14 protein-coding genes are annotated in these 20402 nt (G+C 67.0%); 2 read left to right on the forward strand and 12 right to left on the reverse strand.

What is annotated here, in order from left to right; all coding sequences use genetic code 11:
* Positions 1-67 precede the first annotated feature (67 nt).
* The 3 genes from ACCQ10_RS01510 to ACCQ10_RS01520 form a co-directional block, all read right to left on the reverse strand.
* Entirely contained in the window at positions 68-2065 is a 1998-nt protein-coding gene (locus ACCQ10_RS01510) for a TonB-dependent receptor (protein ID WP_372363028.1), read from the reverse strand.
* A 171-nt stretch (positions 2066-2236) separates the two neighbouring features.
* Positions 2237-2698, reverse strand: a complete 462-nt coding sequence (locus ACCQ10_RS01515; RefSeq protein ID WP_372361979.1) for a hypothetical protein — start codon at positions 2696-2698, stop codon at positions 2237-2239.
* Between the two features lie 285 nt (positions 2699-2983).
* A complete protein-coding gene (locus ACCQ10_RS01520; protein ID WP_372361980.1) occupies positions 2984-3874 on the reverse strand; it encodes a LysR family transcriptional regulator in 891 nt (296 codons plus the stop codon).
* A 383-nt stretch (positions 3875-4257) separates the two neighbouring features.
* Between ACCQ10_RS01520 and ACCQ10_RS01525 the strand changes: the two genes are divergently transcribed.
* Positions 4258-5145: an alpha/beta fold hydrolase gene (locus ACCQ10_RS01525; protein WP_372361981.1), complete on the forward strand. Its 888-nt coding sequence runs from the start codon at positions 4258-4260 to the stop codon at positions 5143-5145.
* Positions 5146-5257: 112 nt separating this feature from the next.
* A complete protein-coding gene (locus ACCQ10_RS01530) occupies positions 5258-7762 on the forward strand; it encodes a S9 family peptidase (protein WP_372363029.1) in 2505 nt (834 codons plus the stop codon).
* A gap of 150 nt (positions 7763-7912) precedes the next feature.
* Here ACCQ10_RS01530 and ACCQ10_RS01535 read toward each other — a convergent pair whose 3' ends face one another.
* From ACCQ10_RS01535 to ACCQ10_RS01575, 9 genes are all read right to left on the reverse strand, one after another.
* Positions 7913-9502, reverse strand: a complete 1590-nt coding sequence (locus ACCQ10_RS01535; RefSeq protein WP_372361982.1) for a hypothetical protein — start codon at positions 9500-9502, stop codon at positions 7913-7915.
* Positions 9503-9869: 367 nt separating this feature from the next.
* Positions 9870-10328, reverse strand: a complete 459-nt coding sequence (gene gvpU, locus ACCQ10_RS01540) for a gas vesicle accessory protein GvpU (RefSeq protein ID WP_184388665.1) — start codon at positions 10326-10328, stop codon at positions 9870-9872.
* A gap of 229 nt (positions 10329-10557) precedes the next feature.
* Positions 10558-12138, reverse strand: a complete 1581-nt coding sequence (locus ACCQ10_RS01545) for a gamma-glutamyltransferase family protein (RefSeq protein ID WP_372361983.1) — start codon at positions 12136-12138, stop codon at positions 10558-10560.
* A complete protein-coding gene (locus ACCQ10_RS01550; protein WP_372361984.1) occupies positions 12138-13598 on the reverse strand; it encodes an AtzE family amidohydrolase in 1461 nt (486 codons plus the stop codon). The genes ACCQ10_RS01545 and ACCQ10_RS01550 overlap by 1 nt, the downstream gene beginning before the upstream one ends.
* Positions 13599-13783: 185 nt before the next feature.
* Positions 13784-14968 (reverse strand): nucleoside hydrolase, encoded by a 1185-nt coding sequence (locus tag ACCQ10_RS01555; protein ID WP_372361985.1) that lies wholly within the window; start codon positions 14966-14968, stop codon positions 13784-13786.
* A 130-nt stretch (positions 14969-15098) separates the two neighbouring features.
* The gene (locus ACCQ10_RS01560) at positions 15099-16652 is read right to left on the reverse strand and encodes an adenosine deaminase family protein (RefSeq protein WP_372361986.1); all 1554 of its coding nucleotides are present in this window, start codon (positions 16650-16652) and stop codon (positions 15099-15101) included.
* A gap of 118 nt (positions 16653-16770) precedes the next feature.
* Positions 16771-18084 carry an NCS2 family permease gene (locus ACCQ10_RS01565; protein ID WP_372361987.1) on the reverse strand — a complete coding sequence of 438 codons (1314 nt, stop codon included), beginning with the start codon at positions 18082-18084 and terminating at the stop codon, positions 16771-16773.
* A gap of 256 nt (positions 18085-18340) precedes the next feature.
* Positions 18341-19300: a PDR/VanB family oxidoreductase gene (locus tag ACCQ10_RS01570; protein ID WP_372361988.1), complete on the reverse strand. Its 960-nt coding sequence runs from the start codon at positions 19298-19300 to the stop codon at positions 18341-18343.
* Positions 19301-19317: 17 nt separating this feature from the next.
* On the reverse strand, positions 19318-20370 hold the full coding sequence (locus ACCQ10_RS01575; protein ID WP_372361989.1) for a Rieske 2Fe-2S domain-containing protein: 1053 nt from the start codon (positions 20368-20370) through the stop codon (positions 19318-19320).
* Positions 20371-20402 lie beyond the last annotated feature (32 nt).

A 20402-nucleotide genomic window follows, 5' to 3' on the forward strand; every position in this document is an offset into this window, starting at 1 on the left:
TTACGCGTGTGCCAAACGGCCATTACGCCGCCCGCACCCGGCTGCGATGCCGGGTGCCTGGCCAGTGTCAGAACGTCAGGTTCCAGGCCGCATACACGCCACGCCCGTCGGCCGGGGTAAAGCCGGAGATGCCGCTGTCGAAGAAGCCATACACGTACAGCTTGTCGGTGACGTTCTTGATCTGCAGCGACAGCTCGTTGCGCGGGTTGACCTGCCAGGTGGCGCTGACATTGCCGATCACATAGCCGCCGTAACGCCCCAGCGTGTTGGCGCGGTCGATGTAGTAGTCGCCCTGCCCGTTGCCCCACAAACTGAACTTGAGGCGGTCGCTGGCCTGGTAGTCCACGCCGCCGGTGAGCAACCAGTTGGGGACGTTTTCCACTTCCTTGCCACGCGTGTCCGGCGCGCTGGGGTCGGCCACCACGATCTGCGCCTTCTGCCGCGAGTAGGCCAGCCATGCGCGCCAGCGCTCGCTCGGCTGCAGGTTGAGTTGCGCGTCCCAGCCGCGACGCAAGGTGCGGCCGACATTGCTGACCTCATCCACCGCCACCGCACCATTGACGCCGATCACGCGCGCCACCTCGCCGGACGCGCGCTGCTCCCAGTACGCCAGGCGGGCGTCGGCCCAGGACCAGGGCTGGAACTTCAGGCCGCTTTCCCAGCCGTCGTTGATCGAAGGCCGCAGATTGCGTGCCTGGGTACGGTAGGCGCCGTTGCCGCCACCGATCTGCCAGGTGCGGCCCCAGTTGGCGTACGCGGTGGCGCGATCGCTCAGGCGATAGGCGGCGCTGAACTTGGGCTGCAGGATGCTGCCGAAGTCGTAGGTGGGAAACCGCGTGCCGCTGAGCGCATCCAGAAAGCTGCCGCGCACCTGGTCGATGCGGTAGGCCGGCACCAGCTTCAGCCGCTCGGTCGGGCGCATCACCACTTGCAGATAGGCGCCGCGGGTATCCAGGCTGTAATCCCAATCGCGCAATGGGCGCACCCGCTCGCGCTCCACGGTGCGATAGCGTTGCGATACGTTGTCCTGCCACTGCGCGTCCACGCCGGCTTCCAGCGCAAATTCGCTGAAGCCCGCCAGCTCCGGCCGCCAGGTGGTGCCGGCAATGACGCCGTGGTGGGTCTCGTTGGTCACGCGCTCCTGTTGCGGATTGCGTTCGACAAAGCGCACGAAGCGCTCGTTCTGGTAGCGGTTGACGTAGGTCTTGGCGGTCCAGCTCCAGTCCTGGCCCAGCGTGCCGTCGGCATGCAGCACGGTCTGGATCAGCTGACGCTCGCTCTGGTCGGTATTGGCAAATGCCGGCGAGCTGCGCGGCGCCTGCTGCGCCTGCTGGAAGGTGAGAAAGCCCGCTTCCTGCGCAGTGGCGTGATAGAAGCGCGTGCTCAGGCCGGCGCGCCAGCGGGCGTCCGGGTGGGTGTACAACCATTTGGCGGCGAAGTTGCGCTTGATCGCCAGCGCATGGTCGCGATAGCCCTCCGAACTGCGCCAGCCGACAAAATAATTCTGGCTCCAGCCGCCCTGCTCGAACCCCTTGGCAGCCTGCACGTCGTAGGTGCCGAAGCTGCCGGTGGCGAGGCTGAGCGTGCCGTCGTTGCCGCCGCTGCGGGTGACCACGTTGACGTCGCCGGCGATGGCGTTGAGCCCGTAGCGCGGGTCATTGGTGCCGCGCACGATTTCGATCGCCTCGATGTCCAGCGGCGAGATCATGTCCATGTACGGCATGCCGCCGAGGTTGTCGTTGCCGGGCACGCCGTCGATCAGCAGCTTGACCGCGTTGACGCGGCCTTCGGCATTGAAGCCGCGGAACGAGAACCGCCCGGCTTCGGTGCCGACCTTGAACTGGGTGACCTGCACGCCGGGTGCGCGCGCGAACAGCTCCCAGCTGAAATCCACCTTCTGGTTTTGCAGCAGGTCGGCGCCCAGCACGTCTACCGACGAAAACACGCTGTGCGCGGCGAGCGTGCCGTTGGAGACGGCCGTGGCCTGCACCTTGCCCAAGGTCAGCACCGAGTCGTCCTGCGGCGCGTCGGCGGCATGTGCGCCCTGCGCGCAGGTCAGACCCATCGCCAGTGCGGCGGTGAGGCGATGAAGCGTGGTGGACATCGAAAAACTCCGTGCGGCCTTGCGCAGGCCGTTGCAGCGAATGAGAAGGCGCAGACAGCACCGGCAATGGCCGGGCCGCGCGTGAGGCATGGCGGCGCGATCGACACGACGAGCGCGCGGCGAGACGAGGCGTCAGCCGATCGCCGACAGCGGCGGCCCGCGCACCGGGTGCGCAGCGCGCATGCGTGTCATGGGCCAGGCCGGGTGCGGTGGCCAGGCAAGCACGCGGCGGTGCACGGTCGGCAGCAGGCATAGCAGCGCCGTCGCCAGCGGGAGCAACGCGCGCGCTGCCAGCTGGCATGCCTCGCACGTGGAGGTGTCTTCCGTACCGGGCTGGTCGGACCGCTCGCCGCTGCGGGCCGGCGTCGATACGTCCGCCTCGCCATCGGCATCGGCCACGCGGGTGATGTGGTGCGGGCTGCCAGTGCCGGAGAGGTGCGTGGGCAACGCCCGCGCGTCTACCGGCCATGGCCGGGGCGTCGCCGACGCCGCCTGCGTCAGCCGTGGATGACCCAGCACCGGCAACACCACCAGCAGCAAGGTCGCCAGAACGGCGAGGCTGCGGAACAGGCGCGATAGCGGGGTGGATGACATCGTTACACTATAACAAGTGTGATGGCCATGCGCTGCAGATGCGTGTGCGCGTCCTCAGGCAGGGCCCTCCCAGGTAGAGCCGCTGCATCGCGGATGGGCCAGAACGCCATGCGCCGTGATGGTGCTCGCGATCAGCGCCCCGGCATGCAGCCAAGCACCGGGCGGCATGCTGCCAGGCTGATCCCTCGATCGGCGCCACCCGCAACTGGTGCCCGCGTGTTGCTGGGCCGTCGCTGGTGGCCGCTGCGGGCGACCGTCTTCAGGCCTGACGGCGCGGGCGCGTCATCAGGCATCGTTCGGAGGTGCCAGTTCCTGCCGCAACGCGTCCACGCAGTCGTCCACGAAGCTTCGCACCTTCGAGGAGCTACGGCGTCCTTCGAGGTAGACCACATGCACCGGCTCCGGCGCGACTTCGAAGGCGTCGAGCACGCTGACCAATTGGCCGCTGCGCAGATGATCGCGGACCTGGTACGACGGCACCTGCGTGAGTCCCCAGCCCTGCACGGCGGCCTCGATGGCGCCATTGCAGCCGTTGACGCTGAGTCGCGAGTCGGCATCGACCAGATGGGCGTGCCCGTCCACGCAAAACGGCCACGGTGCCGGGCGCTCGGCCGCGGAGATCGAGATGGTTGCATGCTGCGGCAACGCGTCCGGATGCTGCGGGATGCCATGCGCATCGAGGTACTGCGGTGATGCGCAGACCATGCGACGTACGCCGCCGACCGGGATGGCGGTCAACGACGAATCGGGCAGCGCACCGATGCGCACCGCCACGTCGATGCCTTCGTCCAACATCGGCACAACACGGTCGAGCAGGATGGCGCGCACGCGTATCAGCGGGTACCGGGCCAGATAGCGCGTTACCACCGGCATCACATGCATGGCACCAAACAGGTGCGGCGCCGTGATCGTGAGCAGGCCGCTGGGATGCGTGTGCAGGCCGGCAGCACGGCGCTCCACCTCATCGAGCTCGGTCAGCAGGCGCCGGCAATCGTTGGCGTATTGATGTCCGGCATCGGTGAGCCGCATGTTGCGGGTGCTGCGCACCACCAGCAGCACGCCAAGGCGTTGCTCCAGCTGCGCGATGCTACGTGTCACCGTGGCGGTGGAAATCCCCAGGCGCCGCGCGACCGCGGCAAAGCTCGCCTGCTCGGCGAGGGCTGCAAACAGCGTCATTTCCTGGATGCGATCCACCGCAGACTCGGCAATTGGCGTTCACCACAGCGTAGCAGCGTCCTGATGCCGTCGCGGTCCACCTGCAGCACCAGGGCGCCGCGTGTTGTCATCGATGCAGCATTACGAGCGCCGCAATGGTCAATTGCGCTGCCTGGGTGTTCTGCTGCTGCGCGCCGATGCCTAGCATGGCTCTCACTTCATCCGCGTTTGATTGTGCCATCGCTCGATCAGAGCCATCAGCCGCGTCCCTTGCCGACAACGCCCCGGCAGTGCCCACGTCCACCGTGCTGCTGGTCGCATGGGCCGTGACCGCTGCCTCGGTGGGCGCTGGCATTCCAAACGTGGCAACGGCCAGACAACCACAGACAGTGAAAGGAGACATCATGTTTCATGACCACAGTACGCGTGTGAGCTACAAGACCCAGCAGGTCGGGGACGTCGAAGTGTTCTACCGCGAGGCGGGGCGCAAGGATGCGCCGGTGTTGCTGCTGTTGCACGGGTTTCCCAGTGCCAGCCACGTGTTCCGCGACCTGATGCCGCTGCTCGCACAGCACTATCGCTTGATCGCGCCGGATTTGCCCGGCTTCGGCAATACCAAGGCGCCACCGCGCGGGCAGTTCGATTACACGTTCGAGAACCTCTACAACGTCATCGAAGGGTTCACTGAAGCCTTGGCACTCGCCAGCTACAGCGTGTACGTGTTCGATTACGGCGCGCCGGTCGGCTTTCGCCTGGCTGCTGCAAACCCGCACAAGGTGAGCGCCATCATCAGCCAGAACGGCAATGCCTATGTGGAGGGCATCAGCGATCAATGGGGTGCGTGGCAGGCGTACTGGCGCGAGCCGAGCGCCGCCAATCGTCAGGCACGCCGTGCCTCCTTAGCGCCGCAGGCCATTCGCGACTGGCTGTACGGCACCGGCGCCGATCTAGGCAAGCTCTCTCCCGATGGCTACACGCTGGATATCGCATACATGGCACGAGAGGGTGCCGAAGAGATCCAGCTCGATCTGATCCTGGACTACCGCAGCAACGTGGCGGCCTATCCTGCCTTCCACGCGTATTTCCGTCAGCATCAGCCAGCCTTTCTGGCAGTGTGGGGCAAGCACGATCCCGCCTTCATTCCGGCCGGTGCACAGGCCTATCGCAACGACCTGCCGAACGCCGAAATCCATCTGCTGGATGCTGGCCACTTCGCGCTGGAAACGCATGCGCCGGAGATTGCGCAGTACCTCCACGATTTCCTGTCACGCACGCTCACGGCATCGTCGTAACGCGGGCAGCTGAGTGGGCACTGCGGGCGTGGCGACAGTGCTGCGTGAGCGCGCAGAGATGGCGGTGACTGCGCGTGCTACGTTGCCGCACCACCCCCAGGGAATGACCGAGATGCTCACCGTGTACCGATGGAGCGGCTTGCTGGCGCTGGCCAGCCTTTTGCCGGTGTGTGCCGCTGCAGGCACGCCCGATGGCAGTTACCGGCAGCCGCCGGAGCCTTTGTTGAGCGTGATGCGCGCGCCGCTCAATCCGTCGCCGCGGCCGGACCCGACCGGCAAGACCCTGTTGCTGGTGCAGCGCACCCAGTACCCGCCGATTGCGCGTGTGGCCGAGCCGTATCTGAAGCTGGCCGGGGTACGGGTGGAGCCGCGCACGCATAGCCGCCACGACATGTCCAATGGCTACGGCATCCGTTCGTGCCTGCAGGGCTTTAGCTTGGTCGATATTGCCAGTGGCAAGCAGACCGCGGTGCGCCTGCCGGCCGACGCTTGCCCGGCAGCGCCGGTGTGGTCGCCGGACGGGCGCCGCTTCGCCTTCAACAACACCGCTGCCGACCGCGTCGAGCTCTGGGTGGGCGAAGTGGCCACCGGCAGCGTGCGCAGGATCGACGGTGTGCAACTCAACCCGGTGCTGGGCGGCGAGATCCAGTGGCTTGGCGGCAGCGACACACTGCTGCTGAAGACGGTGCCGCAGGATCTGGGCGTTGCGCCGCGCAAGGCCGCCGTGCCGCCGGGCCCGGAGGTCAAGGAAACCATCCAGGGCAAGGGCGAAAGCAGCACCTACGAGGCCCGCGACACGCTCGCCAGCCCCGAAGACGAGGCCTTGTTCACCTACTACGCCACCTCCCAGTTGCTCACGGTGGATGCGGCCAACGGCAGCCAGCGCAAGCTCGGGACGCCAGCGATTTACAGCAACGTGGACGGCGCGCCCGACGGCCGCCACGTGCTGGTGCAGCGGCTGAAGCAGCCGTATTCGTATGTCACCACCTATGCGCGCTTCGCCCACGATGTGGCGGTGCTGGACCTGGTCAACGGCAAGGAGCGCGTCCTGGCCGATCTGCCGGTCGCCGACCGGGTGCCGGTGCAAGGCGTGCCGACCGGCCCGCGCGCGTATTCCTGGCGTGCCAACCAACCGGCCACCCTGGTCTGGGCCGAGGCGCTGGATGGTGGCGACTGGAAAACCACTGTGCCGGCGCGCGACAAGTTGATGACGCTTGCCGCACCGTTCATCGCCAAGCCACGTGAACTGACCCGCGTGCAGCAGCGCTATGCCGGGCTGTCGTGGTTTGCCGAGGGCGGCCAGGCGCTGCTGGACGACTACGACGAAAACCGCCACTGGCGGCGCACCACGTTGCTTGACGCGGACCGCCCCGGCACTGCCGGACGGGTGTTGTTCGATCTTTCCACCGACGACCTCTATGCCGATCCAGGCCTGCCGGAGACACGCGTGCTGGCCAACGGCCAGGCCGTGCTGCGCGAGGCGCAGGGCGCGTTGTTCTTCAGCGGGCAGGGCGCCTCGCCCGCGGGCGACCGGCCGTTTCTGGATCGCTATGAGGTGGCCACAGGCAAGACCCAGCGGCTGTTCCGCAGCGATGCCAATGTGGATGAGCTGTTCTTCGGATTTGCCGGCGACGATGTGTCGCGCCTGTTGACCTGGCACCAGTCGCTGACCGACCCACCCAACGTGTATCTGCGCACGCTGAGCCAGCCACTGCCGACCACGGCCGCTGGCGAAGCGGTGGTTGCGTCCACCGCCACGCCGGTCACGCATTTTCCGGATCCGACCCCGCTGGTGCGGAAGATCGGCAAGCGCCTGGTGACTTACAAGCGCAAGGATGGCGTGGAGCTGTCGTTCACCCTGTACACGCCGCCCGGCTACACCGAAGGCACGCGCGTGCCGGCGATCCTGTATGCCTACCCGCTCGACTATGCCGACCCCTCCAAGGCCGGCCAGGTCAGCGGCGCCAGCGAGCGCGACTTCACCCGCCTCAGCAACTACCAACTGCTGTTGCTGGCCGGTTACGCGATCATCGACGATGCCGCCTTCCCCATCGTCGGCGATCCCAAGACTGCGTACGACACCTATCTGCAGCAGCTGGTGGACAACGCCACCGCTGCGGTGGACAAGGCCGTGGAGCTGGGCGTGGTCGATCGTCAGCGCATCGGCGTCACCGGGCACAGCCACGGCGCGTTGATGGCGGCCAACCTGTTGGCGCATACCGACCTGTTCCGTGCTGGCGCCGCCACCAGCGGCAGTTACAACAAGACGCTGACGCCGTTCGGTTTCCAGAATGAGCGCCGTTCGTTCTGGGCCGCGCCGGAAATCTATGCGCAGGCATCGGCGTTCTTCCACGCCGACAAGATCAACGAACCGCTGTTGATCGTGCATGGCATGGACGACGCCAACCCCGGGACCGAAACCACCCAGGCACCCCGCCTGTTCCAGGCGATCCGCGGCAACGGCGGCACCGCACGCCTGGTGCTGCTGCCGTTCGAACCGCACTGGTACACCGCCCGCGAATCCAACGAAGACGTGGTGGCCGAGATGCTGGAGTGGTTCGACCGCTACGTGAAAAATGCGCCGCCGCGCGATGCGGGCAACAAGACGACGCAGTAAGTCCTGTGCTGATGCCGCGTCTCATCTGAGACGGGCGTTGGCATCAACGCGGAGTTGGAGCGTTCTGTGCAGGCAGATCCTGCCTGGTAAAGCGCGCTCCTGCTCCGTCTTGTGAGTGGCAGCATTGTCCGTCACGCCGCCGTGCCTGCATCACGCAAACATGCCACGCACCACGTCGGCGTTGCTTTGCCCATCGGGGTTGCCCACCGTGCTGTCGGAGGCGAGGTTCCAGCAACTCAGATGCGCCAGCGCGTTGACCAGCGGATAGGACAGATGCAGCTGGGTGACCGTGCCATAGAGGGGGAAATCGTCCACGCTTTGCAGATCCAGCTCGATCTGGGTTTCATCCGGCAATTGTTTCCACCATGCACGCACCAAATCGTTGTACACCCACAGTATCTCGACCGACTGCTGCGCAGGCACGTTGAACCAGTCGTTCTCCAGCACGCGCAAGCGCTGCCGCACCAGTAACGCGCCGCCGGATTTTTTGGCTGCCAGCAGGTCCTGCTTCAATGCATCGAATGCGGTGGTATCGAAGACCTGGTTGTGCCGGAACATGCCGTTGGCGTCCTCGCACAATTGCTCGTTGGCATACGCCGGGTAGCTGCGGGTTTTTTCGCAGAACGGCTGCAGCCCGAACAACGGCGGCAGGTCGTCGGCAACCACGGTTTCGCCCGATTCCGGATCGATGTTCACCCCTTGGTCCGAGTTGACGAACACCAGCAGGCGCGTGAAGCCACGTGCGAGCAGCGGCATGATGCCCAGGTTTTCCAGGTTGCCGCCGTCGGCGAAGCGGTAATTCTCCGTCGATTGATCACGATCACCGACGGGCCAGTACGGGTAACGCGGCACCAGCCCATTGATCTCGGGAAACCTCTCTTCGAAGTCTTCGGCCGGCGCCATGCTGCTGCACCCGGCGATGTCGTTGAGGCTGAAGGCGCGCTGGGGCACGCGGGCGGTGACCATGCCGGCACCGTGGTCGGCGGTGTAGTCGCTGCCCATCGCAAACGACTCGATGAGACCACCACCCATGACACCGAGTTGGTCAGGCTGGTCGAAGAACCCGCGGATACCGAGAAACCAGTTGGCTTCGAACGGCAGCAGATCCGCGCTCACGCCATCGTTGATGAAGACGGCGGTGTTGAAGATCGGTAGCGGCCGCCCGTCTCGCAAGGTGTAGAAGTCGTCTGCGGTCAACTGGGGATTGCGCTGCAGCGGGCCTTGCGCCAGATACGTCGCCGTGCCGGTGAAATAATGCGGATCGATGCCGGTGGCATCGGGCTTCCACAAACCGTAGTCCTTCAACACCAGCTTGCCGATGACCGCTTGCCACATATCCGATGGGGCGTAGCGTTTGCTCAGCCGGTACTCTGCCAGTTCATTGAGGATCGGCAGCGTGCCAAGCCGATACGGCACCTGGCCGAGATTGTTTGGCGCCATCTGCGCCAGCACGTCCAAGCCGAGTTGCGAAGGATCCAGCACCACCGGGCCCAGGAATTCATCGTCGCTGATGCCCTTCGGCAGGTAGCTGTACAACACGTTGGCCCAGGTCCCGCCGGAGACCGATGAAATCGCGCTGACCCTGTCGAGCAGCCCCAGGTAGCGCAGCCCCCGTAGCTGCCCCAGCGCACACGATAGGGCACGGCTGCCGCCACCGGACAGGCAGATGCCGACGCCACTCGACGATGCCGGGGCCGGTGGCGTCTCCAGTACATCGATTGCCACGGTGAATGTCGCCACTGTGTCCCTTCCCCTTCGCACGTAGCCGTTGACGGCGCAGTCGCAAGCCTAGCGCTCAAGGTTCCGTTGCCACGCGACGCTGCGCACAAATTGCGGCGATTTTGCTCGCTCACAAAGATCAGCACTGCGTCAGGGGATGCGCGGGAATGGTCATCGCGCGTCGCACTTCACGCTGTCGGTCGGACTCAACCAGACGCCATGCCTGCGACGCCAGGCATGACGGCAGGTCGCAACGCCGCACCGGCCAACGTAGTGACGATGACCTCGGCGCATGGACGCACCCTGGACGGGGCGCTGCGACGGCGCAACCCGGTGATCCTGCAAGCCCAGGACGAGCGATGCATCATGGCGCCAGCGTCAGCCAGCGCTAATCCGCAGAAAGCGATCCCAGGGTGAAGCCGGACACAGCGTTGACCTTGCCACGCCAGAGCACGCCACGGTTGCTCGGCAGCGGCTGGCCGGCGGGTGAAAAGCAGCGCGCATCGATCAGGTGGATGAACTGCGGCGGTGCGCTGCTTTGCTGCGCATCGTCCTCGCTGTCGTAGATGCTGGCGTGGCTGGCAAACGCGCGGCGGATCTCCTCCCTTTCTTCGGCATCGCCGGGGTAGGCGGCAGAAAATTCCTGCGCAAACGCCTCGAAATACTGCTTCCCGCTGACCAACTGGCCGGACACGATGATGCCATCGACAAACAGCGTAATGCCGAATTGCGCATCCGAGGAGTTGGCAATACCGACCAGCTTCTGCAGATACCAGTCCACGCTCTGGCCGTCGAACGCCAGCTTGACGTCTTCCAGGCTGGGTTGATGTTGCTCTTGCTCTGTCATGTGGCTCTCCCTGAGTGGATTCAACGACGCGTCAGAAGTAACGCAGATGCGGATGTCTCGCATGGCGTGCGCAAGCATGGCATACGCCGTACCGAAGTTGCCGCGGTTGGGTTCGCTAGGACCTTCCCGAACAGACGGTCTTGCGATGTGTGAACGCTTTTATCCTGATGTGCGCGCCATCGCTCGGGCGAGGCGAGTCGCCACTGCAGTCCGGATACGGCCGCGGTGGTCACCACGCCGATACCGCACCATCCGAGCGCGGATCACTTGCCCCACTGAGTACGCCATCGACCTCGCGCACCAGCGCGCCGGCATGTCCCATGACCGAGGTATAGGCGGGCAACAGCTCCACCGCATGCCCGGCGTCGCGTAGTGCTTGCACCACTGCCGGATCGAAGCGGTCTTCCAGCTTCAGCGAGGTGCTGGCTTCGCCCCAGGTGCGGCCGAGCAGCCAGCGCGGTGCGGTGATGGCCTGTTGCAGCGGCATGCCGTAGCGGGCGTAGCGCGAGAACACGGCGGCCTGTGTTTGTGGCTGGCCTTCGCCGCCCATGGTGCCGTAGGCCATGATGCGGCCATCGTCGAAAGTGGCCAACGCCGGATTGAGGGTGTGGAAGGGTTTGCGCCCCGGGGCCAGGGCGTTCCAGCCGTCCGGCGCCAGACGGAAGCTGCAGCCGCGGTTTTGCCAGGTGATGCCGGTGCGCGGCAGTACCAGGCCGGAGCCGAATTCGAAATAGGTGGACTGGATGCAGCTGACCGCGCGGCCGTACGCGTCGATGGCGCCGAACCACACGGTGTCGCCGGCTTGCGAGGGGTGCGGCCAGGGCAGGGCATGGCGCATGTCGATGTGTGCGGCCAGCGCATCGAGGGCGGCGGCATCGTCCAGCAGCGCCTGTGGGTCGAGCGACATCCAGGCGGGGTCTCCGACATGCGCATCGCGGATCAGGAAGGCCTGCTTGGTGGCTTCGATCAGGCCGTGCAGATGCGCGTAGCTGTCGGGGTGTTCGGCATGCAGGCGATCGAACAAGGCAAGGATCAGCAGCGAGGCCAGGCCTTGCGTGGGCGGTGCGTGGTTGTAGAGGCGCGCGCCGTGGATGGCGACCGAGAGCGGCACGCTGGCGTCGGCCTGGTGCTGTGCCAGGTCGTGCGCGCGTAGCGGGCTGCCGAGCGCCTGCAGGTCGGTGGCGATGTCGTCGGCGATTGCGCCGCGATAGAAACTCTCCAGGCCGTGGTCGGCCAACCGCTGCAAGGTGCGGGCGAGCTGCGGTTGCTGCAGCAGCGCGCCTTCGTGCAGGGGCGCGCGGTGCGGTTCGAAGATGCTGGCGTAGGCACCGGGCTGCACGCGCAGTTCGGCGCTCTTGCCGGCGGCGATCTGGGCACCGCCCAGGGTCACCGGTACGCCATCGCTGGCATGGTGGATGGCCTCTTGCAACAGGCGTTGCAGCGGCAAGGTGCCGCCCGCGTGGTGCAGGGCCAGCGCCCAGCCGGAGACGGTGCCAGCCACGGTATTGGCCGCGTCGGGGCCGCGCCACGGGATGCTGCTGTGGCCCCGATAGAAATCCAGCGTGGCCGCCTGTGCAGCGCGGCCGCAGGCGTCGATGGCATGCACGCGGCCATCGGGTTCGTGGATGAGCCAGAAGCCATCGCCGCCGATGCCGGTCATGTGCGGGTACACCACCGCCAGGCAGGCAGCGGTGGCCACGGCGGCTTCGATGGCATTGCCGCCGTCGCGCAATACATCGCGCCCGGCTTGCGCCGCGAGGTGGTGCGGGGCCACCACCATGCCGCGGCGCGCGCGCAGGGTCTGCAGCATCAGCGTGTCTCCGGCGGCGGGCTGAAGGCGAGCAGGCCATCGCGTTCGAGGTGCGCGGCGAGCGCGAACAGGCGGTCTTCGCGGCCGGGCGCGGCAATCAGCTGCACGCCGAGCGGCAGCCGCCCGGGACGCGGCAACGGTGCGGCCAGCACCGGGCAGGCGGCCAGCCCCAGCGGTTGGGTGAAGATGCCCAGATTGGCGCGTGCCGACACCGGCAGGCCGTCGATCTGGATGGTGTCCTGGTCGATACGCGGTGCCACGCACGGCGTGGTCGGCGCGATGAGCACATCCACATCGTCCCATAGCGCGTGCATGGCGCCGGCAAACCAGTGGGCGAAGCGGTGCGCGTCGGCCACGGCGCTGGCGGGCAGCTGCAGGCCGGCCAGCAGGCGATCGCGCGTGGCGGGGTCGAACTGCGCGGCGTGCGTGGCCAGTGCGCTGCGGTGCCGGTGTCCGCCTTCGGCAGCGGTGAGGACGAAGGCGGCTGCGCGTGCGCGCTCGGCCTCCGGCAGTTCGATCGAGGCACTGCTGTTGCAGGCGGCCAGCACGGCCGCCAGCGCGGCATCGAGGTCTGGATCCAGATTGCGCTGAAACCAGCCGCCCAGGCGTGCGATGCGCAGCTTGCCGGTAGTGGCCGCGGGCAGCGCATGCCCGCGCATCACCTCATAAACAAGACGCAGATCGGCCACCGAGGTGGCGAACGGGCCGACCACATCCAATGCATCCACAAACGGAAACACGCCATCCAGCGGCAGCGCGTCATGCGTCGGGCGCAGGCCGTAGACACCGCAGAGCGCGGCCGGCACGCGGATGGAGCCGTTGGTGTCCGAGCCGAGCGCGAACGGCACCAGCCCGGCGGCCACTGCCGCGGCCGAGCCGCCCGATGAGCCGCCGGCCAGATGCTGGTGGTCATGCGGGTTGGCAGTGGTGCCGTAGTGCGCGTTGACGGTGGCAAAGCCGTAGGCGAATTCGTCCATGTTGGCCGTACCGATCAGCACCGCGCCGGCATCGCTGAGCCGCTGCACAACCGTTGCATCGCGCGCAGCAGGCAGGTAGTGCGCGCGAACCGCAGCACCGGCGGTGGTGACCTGCCCGGCGACGTCGAACAGATCCTTGACCACGAACGGCACGCCAGCCAATGCGCCGCCGTCGCTGCCCCCGGCCAGTGCAGCCTGCACGCGCGCGGCATCGGCGGCGGCGCGCGCCGGCAGCAGGCGGGTGATCGCGCACAGGCTGTCGTTGACCTGGTTGATGCGCGTCAGCGTCTGCGTTGCCAGCCGCGCGGCCAGCGTGGGCTGGCTGCGTGTGCTACTGACGATGGAGGCGATCTGGCCGCGTGGGCCGCTTCCATCACGCGCGGCAGTAGTGGGCGCGTTGAAGGTGGCCAGCAGCTGCGCATGGCTGCGCAGCACTTCGGTATTGCGATCGACGCCGGCCTGCCACTGCGCTGGGAGTTGCATGGGTCACCTTGGGTTGCTGGAGTGGTACGGGTGCTGGTCGAGCCGCTCTCCCGCCGGGGCGAGAAGGTGCGACCTGCGCGCCACTGGCGCGCGTGCATTGGAGCGCCGGCGTCGCAAACGCGGGCTGGGGCGCGGAGCGGGGATTGCGGTGAGGGTGCCCCGGGAGGTGGAGGTGTGTCGGCGGCTCATTGAGCCGGCTCGTTTTCGTACTCGACTGGCATCGCATTTTTCTCGGCTGACGTACCCTCATCCGCCTTTCGGGCAGCTTCTCCCGGTGGGAGAAGGGGTAATGGCAACCCGACTGCTGGCGGCTGCGGCGCAGTGAGGCGGTCGACCAACAACTGCTCGAATGCCTGCACATCCACCGCATGCACCACGCGTTGCGCCTGCTCGCCCAGGCCCGGCTGGTAGCCCGGTGCCCACGACAGGATGTCGCCATATCCGGCATCGAAGGCGGTGTTGGTGTCGACATACAGCGTCTCCAGCTGCGTGGCCAACGCCGGCTGCAACCACACCGCCGTGGCCAGTTCATCCCACATCGGAAAGCCAGGCTCGCGTCGGCGCAACGCATGCCCAATGGTGGTGTCGGCCCCGCTCATGCGCGCCAGCAACTCAGGCGTGAGCTCGGTGGCGGTGGAGGGGTCGACCGGCACCATGGTGATCTGGCGCCACGGTGCGCGCATGACGATGCTGGCGGCCTCCGGGTCCCAGCGGATATTGAATTCGCGGCGGGGCGAGTTGACGAATTCGCGCGCGAACTGCCGTGCACTGACACTGTTGCGCTGCTGCCGCGGATTGAGGCTGCCGCCCATGTACACCAGCTCGCGCGCGAGCGTGGCAAACGCCGGGTCCAGCGATTGCGCAAGCGCCAGATTGGTCAACGGGCCGGTGGCAATGATGCTCACTTCGCCCGGGTACTGGCGCACCATGCGCAGCATGAACAACGCGGCCGGCTCGTCGCTGGGGCGCACCACGCCGGGATTGCCCAGCGGCAGGTCCGGCACCACGTCGTGCGCGTGATAGCGCGGTGCACTTTGCACGGTGTCGCCCTCCACCCAGTGCTTGGTCCACGCACCTTTCCACACCAGCTTGCCGTACAGCGCTTCCCAGCGTTCGGTGGCCGCTTCGCTGTTAAGCAGCGGATGCACCGGGCCGGGCAGCACCGGAATCTGCGGGTGGCCGGCCAGTTCCAGCAGCCGGCAGGTGTGCGCCAGCACTTCATCGCGCCAGATGTTGCCGCTCACGGCGCTGATGCCCAGCACCTCGACCTCGGGCGATTGCAACAGCAGCAGCTGCGCAGGCGTGAAGCCGTCGATATCGTCTTCGAGAATGACGCGGCGTTTGGATGGGGCGGTGTGTGGGGAAGTCATTGCGCGTTGGTCGTGTGGGTTGAGTGCATTGCAGCGGAGAGGGAGCGGGACGTTGCCTGTGTAGGAGCGCGCTTGCGCGCGGATGGCGTTGCCGGTAACGCTTCATCGCGCGCGAGCGCGCTCCTACCTGTCATGTGCCAGCGTGTTGTTGCCCCAATAGCGTGCGTTCGTACTGTGCCAGATCGGCGTCCAGCTGCCATTGCAGCCGTGCCTTCTCGCTGCCCTGGCGAAATGCCTGGCACGCGGCGTCGTCGGTTTCGCTCTGCAAGGCAGTGGCGCAGGCCGGGGCAGCTGCACCATCCGCATTCCACAGGCTGGCGCCGGGCAGGAAGCTGTAGGTCAGGCCATTGCGTGCCAGCTGCTTGAGCGTTGGGTAGTCGATGCCTTGCTCCTGCATGGCGCGTTGATATTCATGGGTCATGTCTGCGCGCGAGACGCCGGCATCGTCGGTGGACAGCACCACCGGGACGCCGGCGTGCAGATACATCGACAACGGGTGCGCGGCGCCCTTGATGCCAAGAATCACATCGTTGCTGGTGAGGTTGATCTCCACCGCCACCTGCTTGCTGCGCATCTGTTCCAGCAGCGCCTGGGCATCGTCTTCGTAGGGCAGGTCCACGCCGTGCCCGATCCGGCGCGCGCCAACATCCACCGCCTGGCGGATGTGCGTGCGCAAGTGCGCAGGCGGCACCAGCCCCAGCGTCAGTTCACCGGCATGCAGGGACAGCGGCACGCCCGGGTAGCGCGCGGCAAAGAAACGGAACATCGCCATATGCCGGGCGTAATCGGCCACTGCCACCGGGTTGTCTTCGGGGGCGACGATGTTCACTGCAACCGCGCGACTGCCACCGGCGGTGATCAGCGCATGGGCCAGTGCCATCTGCCCGAACACCATCGGCTGCGGCAGCACGCGCAACACATACGGCACGTAGCGGTAGGCGACCCTGCAGCCGGGACGGGCATCGGCCTGGTCGCAGCGCAGCACGCGGCGGACCTGCGTGTCGGTGGCGGCCAGCTCGCGTTGCGCTGCCTGCACCAGTGCCGGCAAGGCATCCTGCAGGGCGCGCAGGTTCGCGGCATCGTCATCGCCGTTCCAGGGTAGCGCCTGCATGCGCTTGGCGGCCTGGTCCATCTGCGGCGGGTTGGCGATGATCTCCACGTACGGCACACGGTCGCGGGCAGCCTGGTCGAGCACCGCAGCTACGGTGTCGGCCATGTGCGCGCGTACCACCGCGTCGAACTTGCCAAAGGTGCCGAAGAACTGGCCATGCCCGGTGGGTTGCGCGGGGCTGGGGACGAACTTGCGCATCGACAGCGCATCGACCACCCGCCCGTACAACGCGGCATCGCGTGCGGCCAGGCCGCTGGCCGGCTGCTGCCCCTTGCCGCACGGCGGTGCCCGCAGGCTCAGGTCGTCCAGCTGCACGCAGGCACCATCGTCACTGGCCCATTGCAGATAGTCCTCGGCATAGATAGAGCCGGACAAATGATTGTGCAGGTCGCCGCCCTTGGGCATGGCCTGCAACAACGCGCGCAGCTGCGCAGGTTGCGAGGCAGCGGCCTGGAACAGCTGTGCCACCTGCGTCTGGCGTTGTTGCGCCGGTGTTTGCGCGGGGCGTGCGAGCGCTACGTTCGGCAGCACCACGCATAACGACAGGAGTAGATAACGAAGAAGACGGGGCATGCGGTGGGCTCTGAGAAAAAGGGGGCGGCGCCGTGGCGCTGCAGTGCGTGATGCCACGTGCCGCGCTGCATCTCGCGTGGCCAGAAAAAATGGCGGAATACGCGGCGCGGCAGCGGCCTCATTCCAGCGCATGGCGCAGTACGAACAGGCCGGCGATGGCCCATGTGGCCGGATGCACGGCGCGCCAGCGGCCGCTGCCGAGCTTGAGCACCGCATAGGTGATGAACCCAAGGGCCAGGCCGGTGGCGATGGAGTAGGTGAGCGGCATGGCGAGCATGCAGATGGCCGCAGGCAAGGCTTCGCTGATATCGTCCCACGGGATCTGCGTGCATTCGCGCAGCATCACCGAAGCCAGATAGATCAGCGCCGGTGCGGTGGCGTAGGCCGGCACCATGGCGGCCAGTGGCGAGAACAGCAACGCGAGCAGAAACAATGCCGCGACCACCAGTGCGGTCAGGCCGGTGCGCCCGCCCACCTGCACGCCGGCAGCGCTTTCCACGTAGGCGGTGGTGCTGGAGGTGCCGAGGAGAGAGCCGGCCAGGATGGCAGTGCTGTCGGCCAGCAGGGCGCGGTCGAACTGGCGGCGTTGGGCCTCGGTACGCAGCAGGCCGGCGCGCTGCGCCACGCCCATCAAGGTGCCGGTGGCATCGAACATTTCCACCAGCACGAACACCAGCACCACGTGCAGCACGGCGGTGAGCGCGCCGCTGCCACCATGGCCGTGCAGCGCACCGGCGATATCCAGCTGCAGCAAGGTCGGCGCGAGACTTGGCGGCAGCGACAGCACGCCCTGGTAGTGCACCAGGCCCAGGGCCAGTGCCGCGGCCGTGACCGCCAGGATGCCGAGCAGCATCGCGCCCCGCACACGGCGGACGTCCAGCACCCCGATCAGCAGCAGCCCTGCCAGCGCCAGCAGCGGCTCGGGCCGGTGCAGGTCGCCCAGGGTCACCAGCGTCTGCGGATGCGCCACCACCAGCCCGGCCTTCTGCAGCCCGATCAATGCCAGAAACAGGCCGATGCCGGCAGCGATCGCGCTGCGCAAGGTCGGCGGGATGCCATCCACCAGCCAGCGCCGCGCGCCAGTGACGGTGAGCAGCAGGAACACGCAGCCTGAGACAAACACCAGCCCCAGCGTCTGTTGCCAGCTGTAGCCCAGCGTGCCCACCACGGTGAAGGCAAAGAACGCATTCAAGCCCATGCCCGGCGCCATGCCGATGGGGTAATTGGCCAGCACGCCCATCAGCAGCGAGCCCAGTGCGGCGGCCAGGCAGGTCGCCACGAACACCGCGCCGCGGTCCATGCCGGTGGTGGCCAGGATGTCGGGGTTGACGAAGACGATGTAGGCCATCGTCAGGAACGTGGTGGCACCGGCCAGAATTTCCGTGCGCGGGGTGCTGGCATTGGCAGCAAGGGCGAATCCGGGCCAGCGCATCAGCGTGCGCCCTCGGCAGGCCACAGGGTGACGAACGAACAGGCAACCATCAGCAGACTCTCTTCGATGCAGGGACAACCCGCGCAGGCACACCGCGCGGGCCGCTCATCTTGCACTGCGCGTGCCGGTTTGCCACCTTGCGTGGTCGGTAGCGGAGCCGGGCCTGGCCATGCCGCCAGACATCTGCGGCAGCCAATCGCGCTTGCGCTGCCGGTCGACGTGCAGGGCGGCCCTGGCCCGCAGGCCGGTCACGCACTCACAGATCCAGCACCAGGCGCGGCGAGCGGCTGCGCGAGCAGCACAGGGTGATCTGGGCATTGCTGGCGCGTTCGCTGTCGCTGAGCACGCTGTCGCGGTGATCCGGCGTGCCGGCGATCACGCCGGTCAGGCAGGCGCCGCACATGCCCTGCTCGCACGACAACGGCACCTCGATGCCGGCATTCAGCAGCGCGCTGGCAATGCTGCAATCGGCCGGCACCTGTACCACACGGCCGCTGGCAGCCAGCTCCACTTCGAAGGCGTGATCGGCATCGTGTGCACGCCGCGGGTCGGCGGCGGCAAAGTGCTCGCGGTGCACCTGCGCCGCGCGCCAGCCATGGGTCTTTGCAAGCTGCGTGAAGTGGTCCATGAACGCCGCCGGCCCGCACAGATACAGTTGGTCGTGCGCGCGCGCCTGTCCGAGTTCCTCGGGCACATGCACGCGCGGGCTTTGCCCGCCATCGCTCAGGTGCATCTGCACCTGGCCGTGCAGAAAGCCTTGCTGCAGGCGCTGCGAAAACGCCACATCGGTATGCCGGCGCACGTAGTAATGCAGCACGAAGGGCTCGCCGCGCGCTTCCAGCGCTTCGGCCATCGACAGCAGCGGGGTGATGCCGATGCCGGCGGCCAGCAGCACGTGCCGTTCGCCCGCATGCAGCGGGAACAGGTTGCGCGGGTTGGAAATCTGCAGGCGGTCGCCGGTGCTCAGCTGCTCGCACAGGTGCCGTGACCCACCGCGCGAGGCGTCGGCCAACTTGACGCACAACAGATAGTGATCGCGCACATGCGGTGCGCTGGCGATCGAATACTGGCGGATCATGCCGTCCGGCAGATGCAGGTCGACATGCGCGCCGGCCTCGAAGGCGGGCAGTTCGGCATCGATCGGTTCCAATCGGATTGCACGCTGGCGATGGCCCTGGTCGATGACCGCGGCAACGCGCACTTCATGCAGGCTCATGGCGTGCTCCTTGGCGGTCAACGCAGGAAGAAGTCGCTGTAGCCCTGGCTGCGCAGGCCACGGCGATAGGCGATGGAACTGCGGTCGGCCGGGATGTGCACTTCCAGCAGCGGGTCCAGCGGCAGGTATTCGGGCCGTTGCGCCTCGACCATGGCGCGGTCTTCTTCGAATACGCGCAGGTTGAAGGCATGCACGTCTTCCACCGGCAGATGGGTGTCGAAATTGCGTGCGATCGGCACCAGCAGCCGGGTCTTGTGCTTGGAGACCGGGCTGGCGGCATTCATGATCACCAGCCGCTTGCCCGGCACCGGAAAATGGATGGTGAGCGTGGCCGTAAACGGCAGATGCACTTCGAAATGCCGCAGCCACTGGAAGTCGGGGTCCACGTCCGGCAGCGGCATGTCCACCGAATAATTGGCCACGCTGCTGAGGTAATCGGCGTTGAAGCCGGTTGGTGTTTCGGTGGTGGTGTAGGCCGGTACTTCGCGCTTGTCCGGCTGGGCGAAGGTGGCGGTGTGCACGAAGGCGAAATGCGCCACGTCGATGAAGCCTTCCAGCTGGCGTGCGGCACTGCCGCCGATGTCGAAGGCCGGGCACACGATCTGCTGGAAGCCGTCTTCGTCCCAGCCCGGCATCGGCGGGATCTGTATTTCCGCATCGCTCACCCCGGCCGGTCTGGACAGGCACACCCAGATCAGCCCGTAGCGCTCGGCCACCGCGTAGGTGTGCAGGCGCATCTTGGCCGGGATGTTCTGGCTGGGGCTGGCGGGGATGTGGTTGCAGCGCCCACCGCTGCCGAAGCGCAGCCCGTGATAGGCGCACACCACGCCGCCGCCATCGGCCGTGCCCATGCTCAGCGGCACGCCGCGGTGCGGGCAGACGTCGCGCGCGGCCACCAATTCCTCGCCTAGCCGGTACAGCACCAGCGGCTCGTCCAGCAGGGTGGCCTTGAACGGTGCCTGCCCCACCTCGCTGCTCAGCGCCACCGCGTGCCAATGCTGGGCCAGGCGCTGCCAGTCGGCGGCGGCGAAGGTGCAGTGCAGCGGCAGGGCGGGGACGGCGACATCCATGGGGCGGTCTCTGGCATGAGGCGGGAGCGGTG

The sequence above is a fragment of the Xanthomonas sp. NCPPB 1325 genome (assembly GCF_041477645.2).
Lineage (GTDB): Bacteria > Pseudomonadota > Gammaproteobacteria > Xanthomonadales > Xanthomonadaceae > Xanthomonas > Xanthomonas cannabis.

What these genes read in the sequence shown, in the direction of transcription:
- ACCQ10_RS01510 (WP_372363028.1), bottom strand. Translation starts at nt 2,065, where the DNA reads ATGGGTCTGACCTGCGCGCAGGGCGCACATGCCGCCGACGCGCCGCAG.
- ACCQ10_RS01515 (WP_372361979.1), bottom strand. Translation starts at nt 2,698, where the DNA reads ATGTCATCCACCCCGCTATCGCGCCTGTTCCGCAGCCTCGCCGTTCTG.
- ACCQ10_RS01520 (WP_372361980.1), bottom strand. Translation starts at nt 3,874, where the DNA reads ATGACGCTGTTTGCAGCCCTCGCCGAGCAGGCGAGCTTTGCCGCGGTC.
- ACCQ10_RS01525 (WP_372361981.1), top strand. Translation starts at nt 4,258, where the DNA reads ATGTTTCATGACCACAGTACGCGTGTGAGCTACAAGACCCAGCAGGTC.
- ACCQ10_RS01530 (WP_372363029.1), top strand. Translation starts at nt 5,258, where the DNA reads ATGCTCACCGTGTACCGATGGAGCGGCTTGCTGGCGCTGGCCAGCCTT.
- gvpU (WP_184388665.1), bottom strand. Translation starts at nt 10,328, where the DNA reads ATGACAGAGCAAGAGCAACATCAACCCAGCCTGGAAGACGTCAAGCTG.
- ACCQ10_RS01545 (WP_372361983.1), bottom strand. Translation starts at nt 12,138, where the DNA reads ATGCTGCAGACCCTGCGCGCGCGCCGCGGCATGGTGGTGGCCCCGCAC.
- ACCQ10_RS01550 (WP_372361984.1), bottom strand. Translation starts at nt 13,598, where the DNA reads ATGCAACTCCCAGCGCAGTGGCAGGCCGGCGTCGATCGCAATACCGAA.
- ACCQ10_RS01555 (WP_372361985.1), bottom strand. Translation starts at nt 14,968, where the DNA reads ATGACTTCCCCACACACCGCCCCATCCAAACGCCGCGTCATTCTCGAA.
- ACCQ10_RS01560 (WP_372361986.1), bottom strand. Translation starts at nt 16,652, where the DNA reads ATGCCCCGTCTTCTTCGTTATCTACTCCTGTCGTTATGCGTGGTGCTG.
- ACCQ10_RS01565 (WP_372361987.1), bottom strand. Translation starts at nt 18,084, where the DNA reads ATGCGCTGGCCCGGATTCGCCCTTGCTGCCAATGCCAGCACCCCGCGC.
- ACCQ10_RS01570 (WP_372361988.1), bottom strand. Translation starts at nt 19,300, where the DNA reads ATGAGCCTGCATGAAGTGCGCGTTGCCGCGGTCATCGACCAGGGCCAT.
- ACCQ10_RS01575 (WP_372361989.1), bottom strand. Translation starts at nt 20,370, where the DNA reads ATGGATGTCGCCGTCCCCGCCCTGCCGCTGCACTGCACCTTCGCCGCC.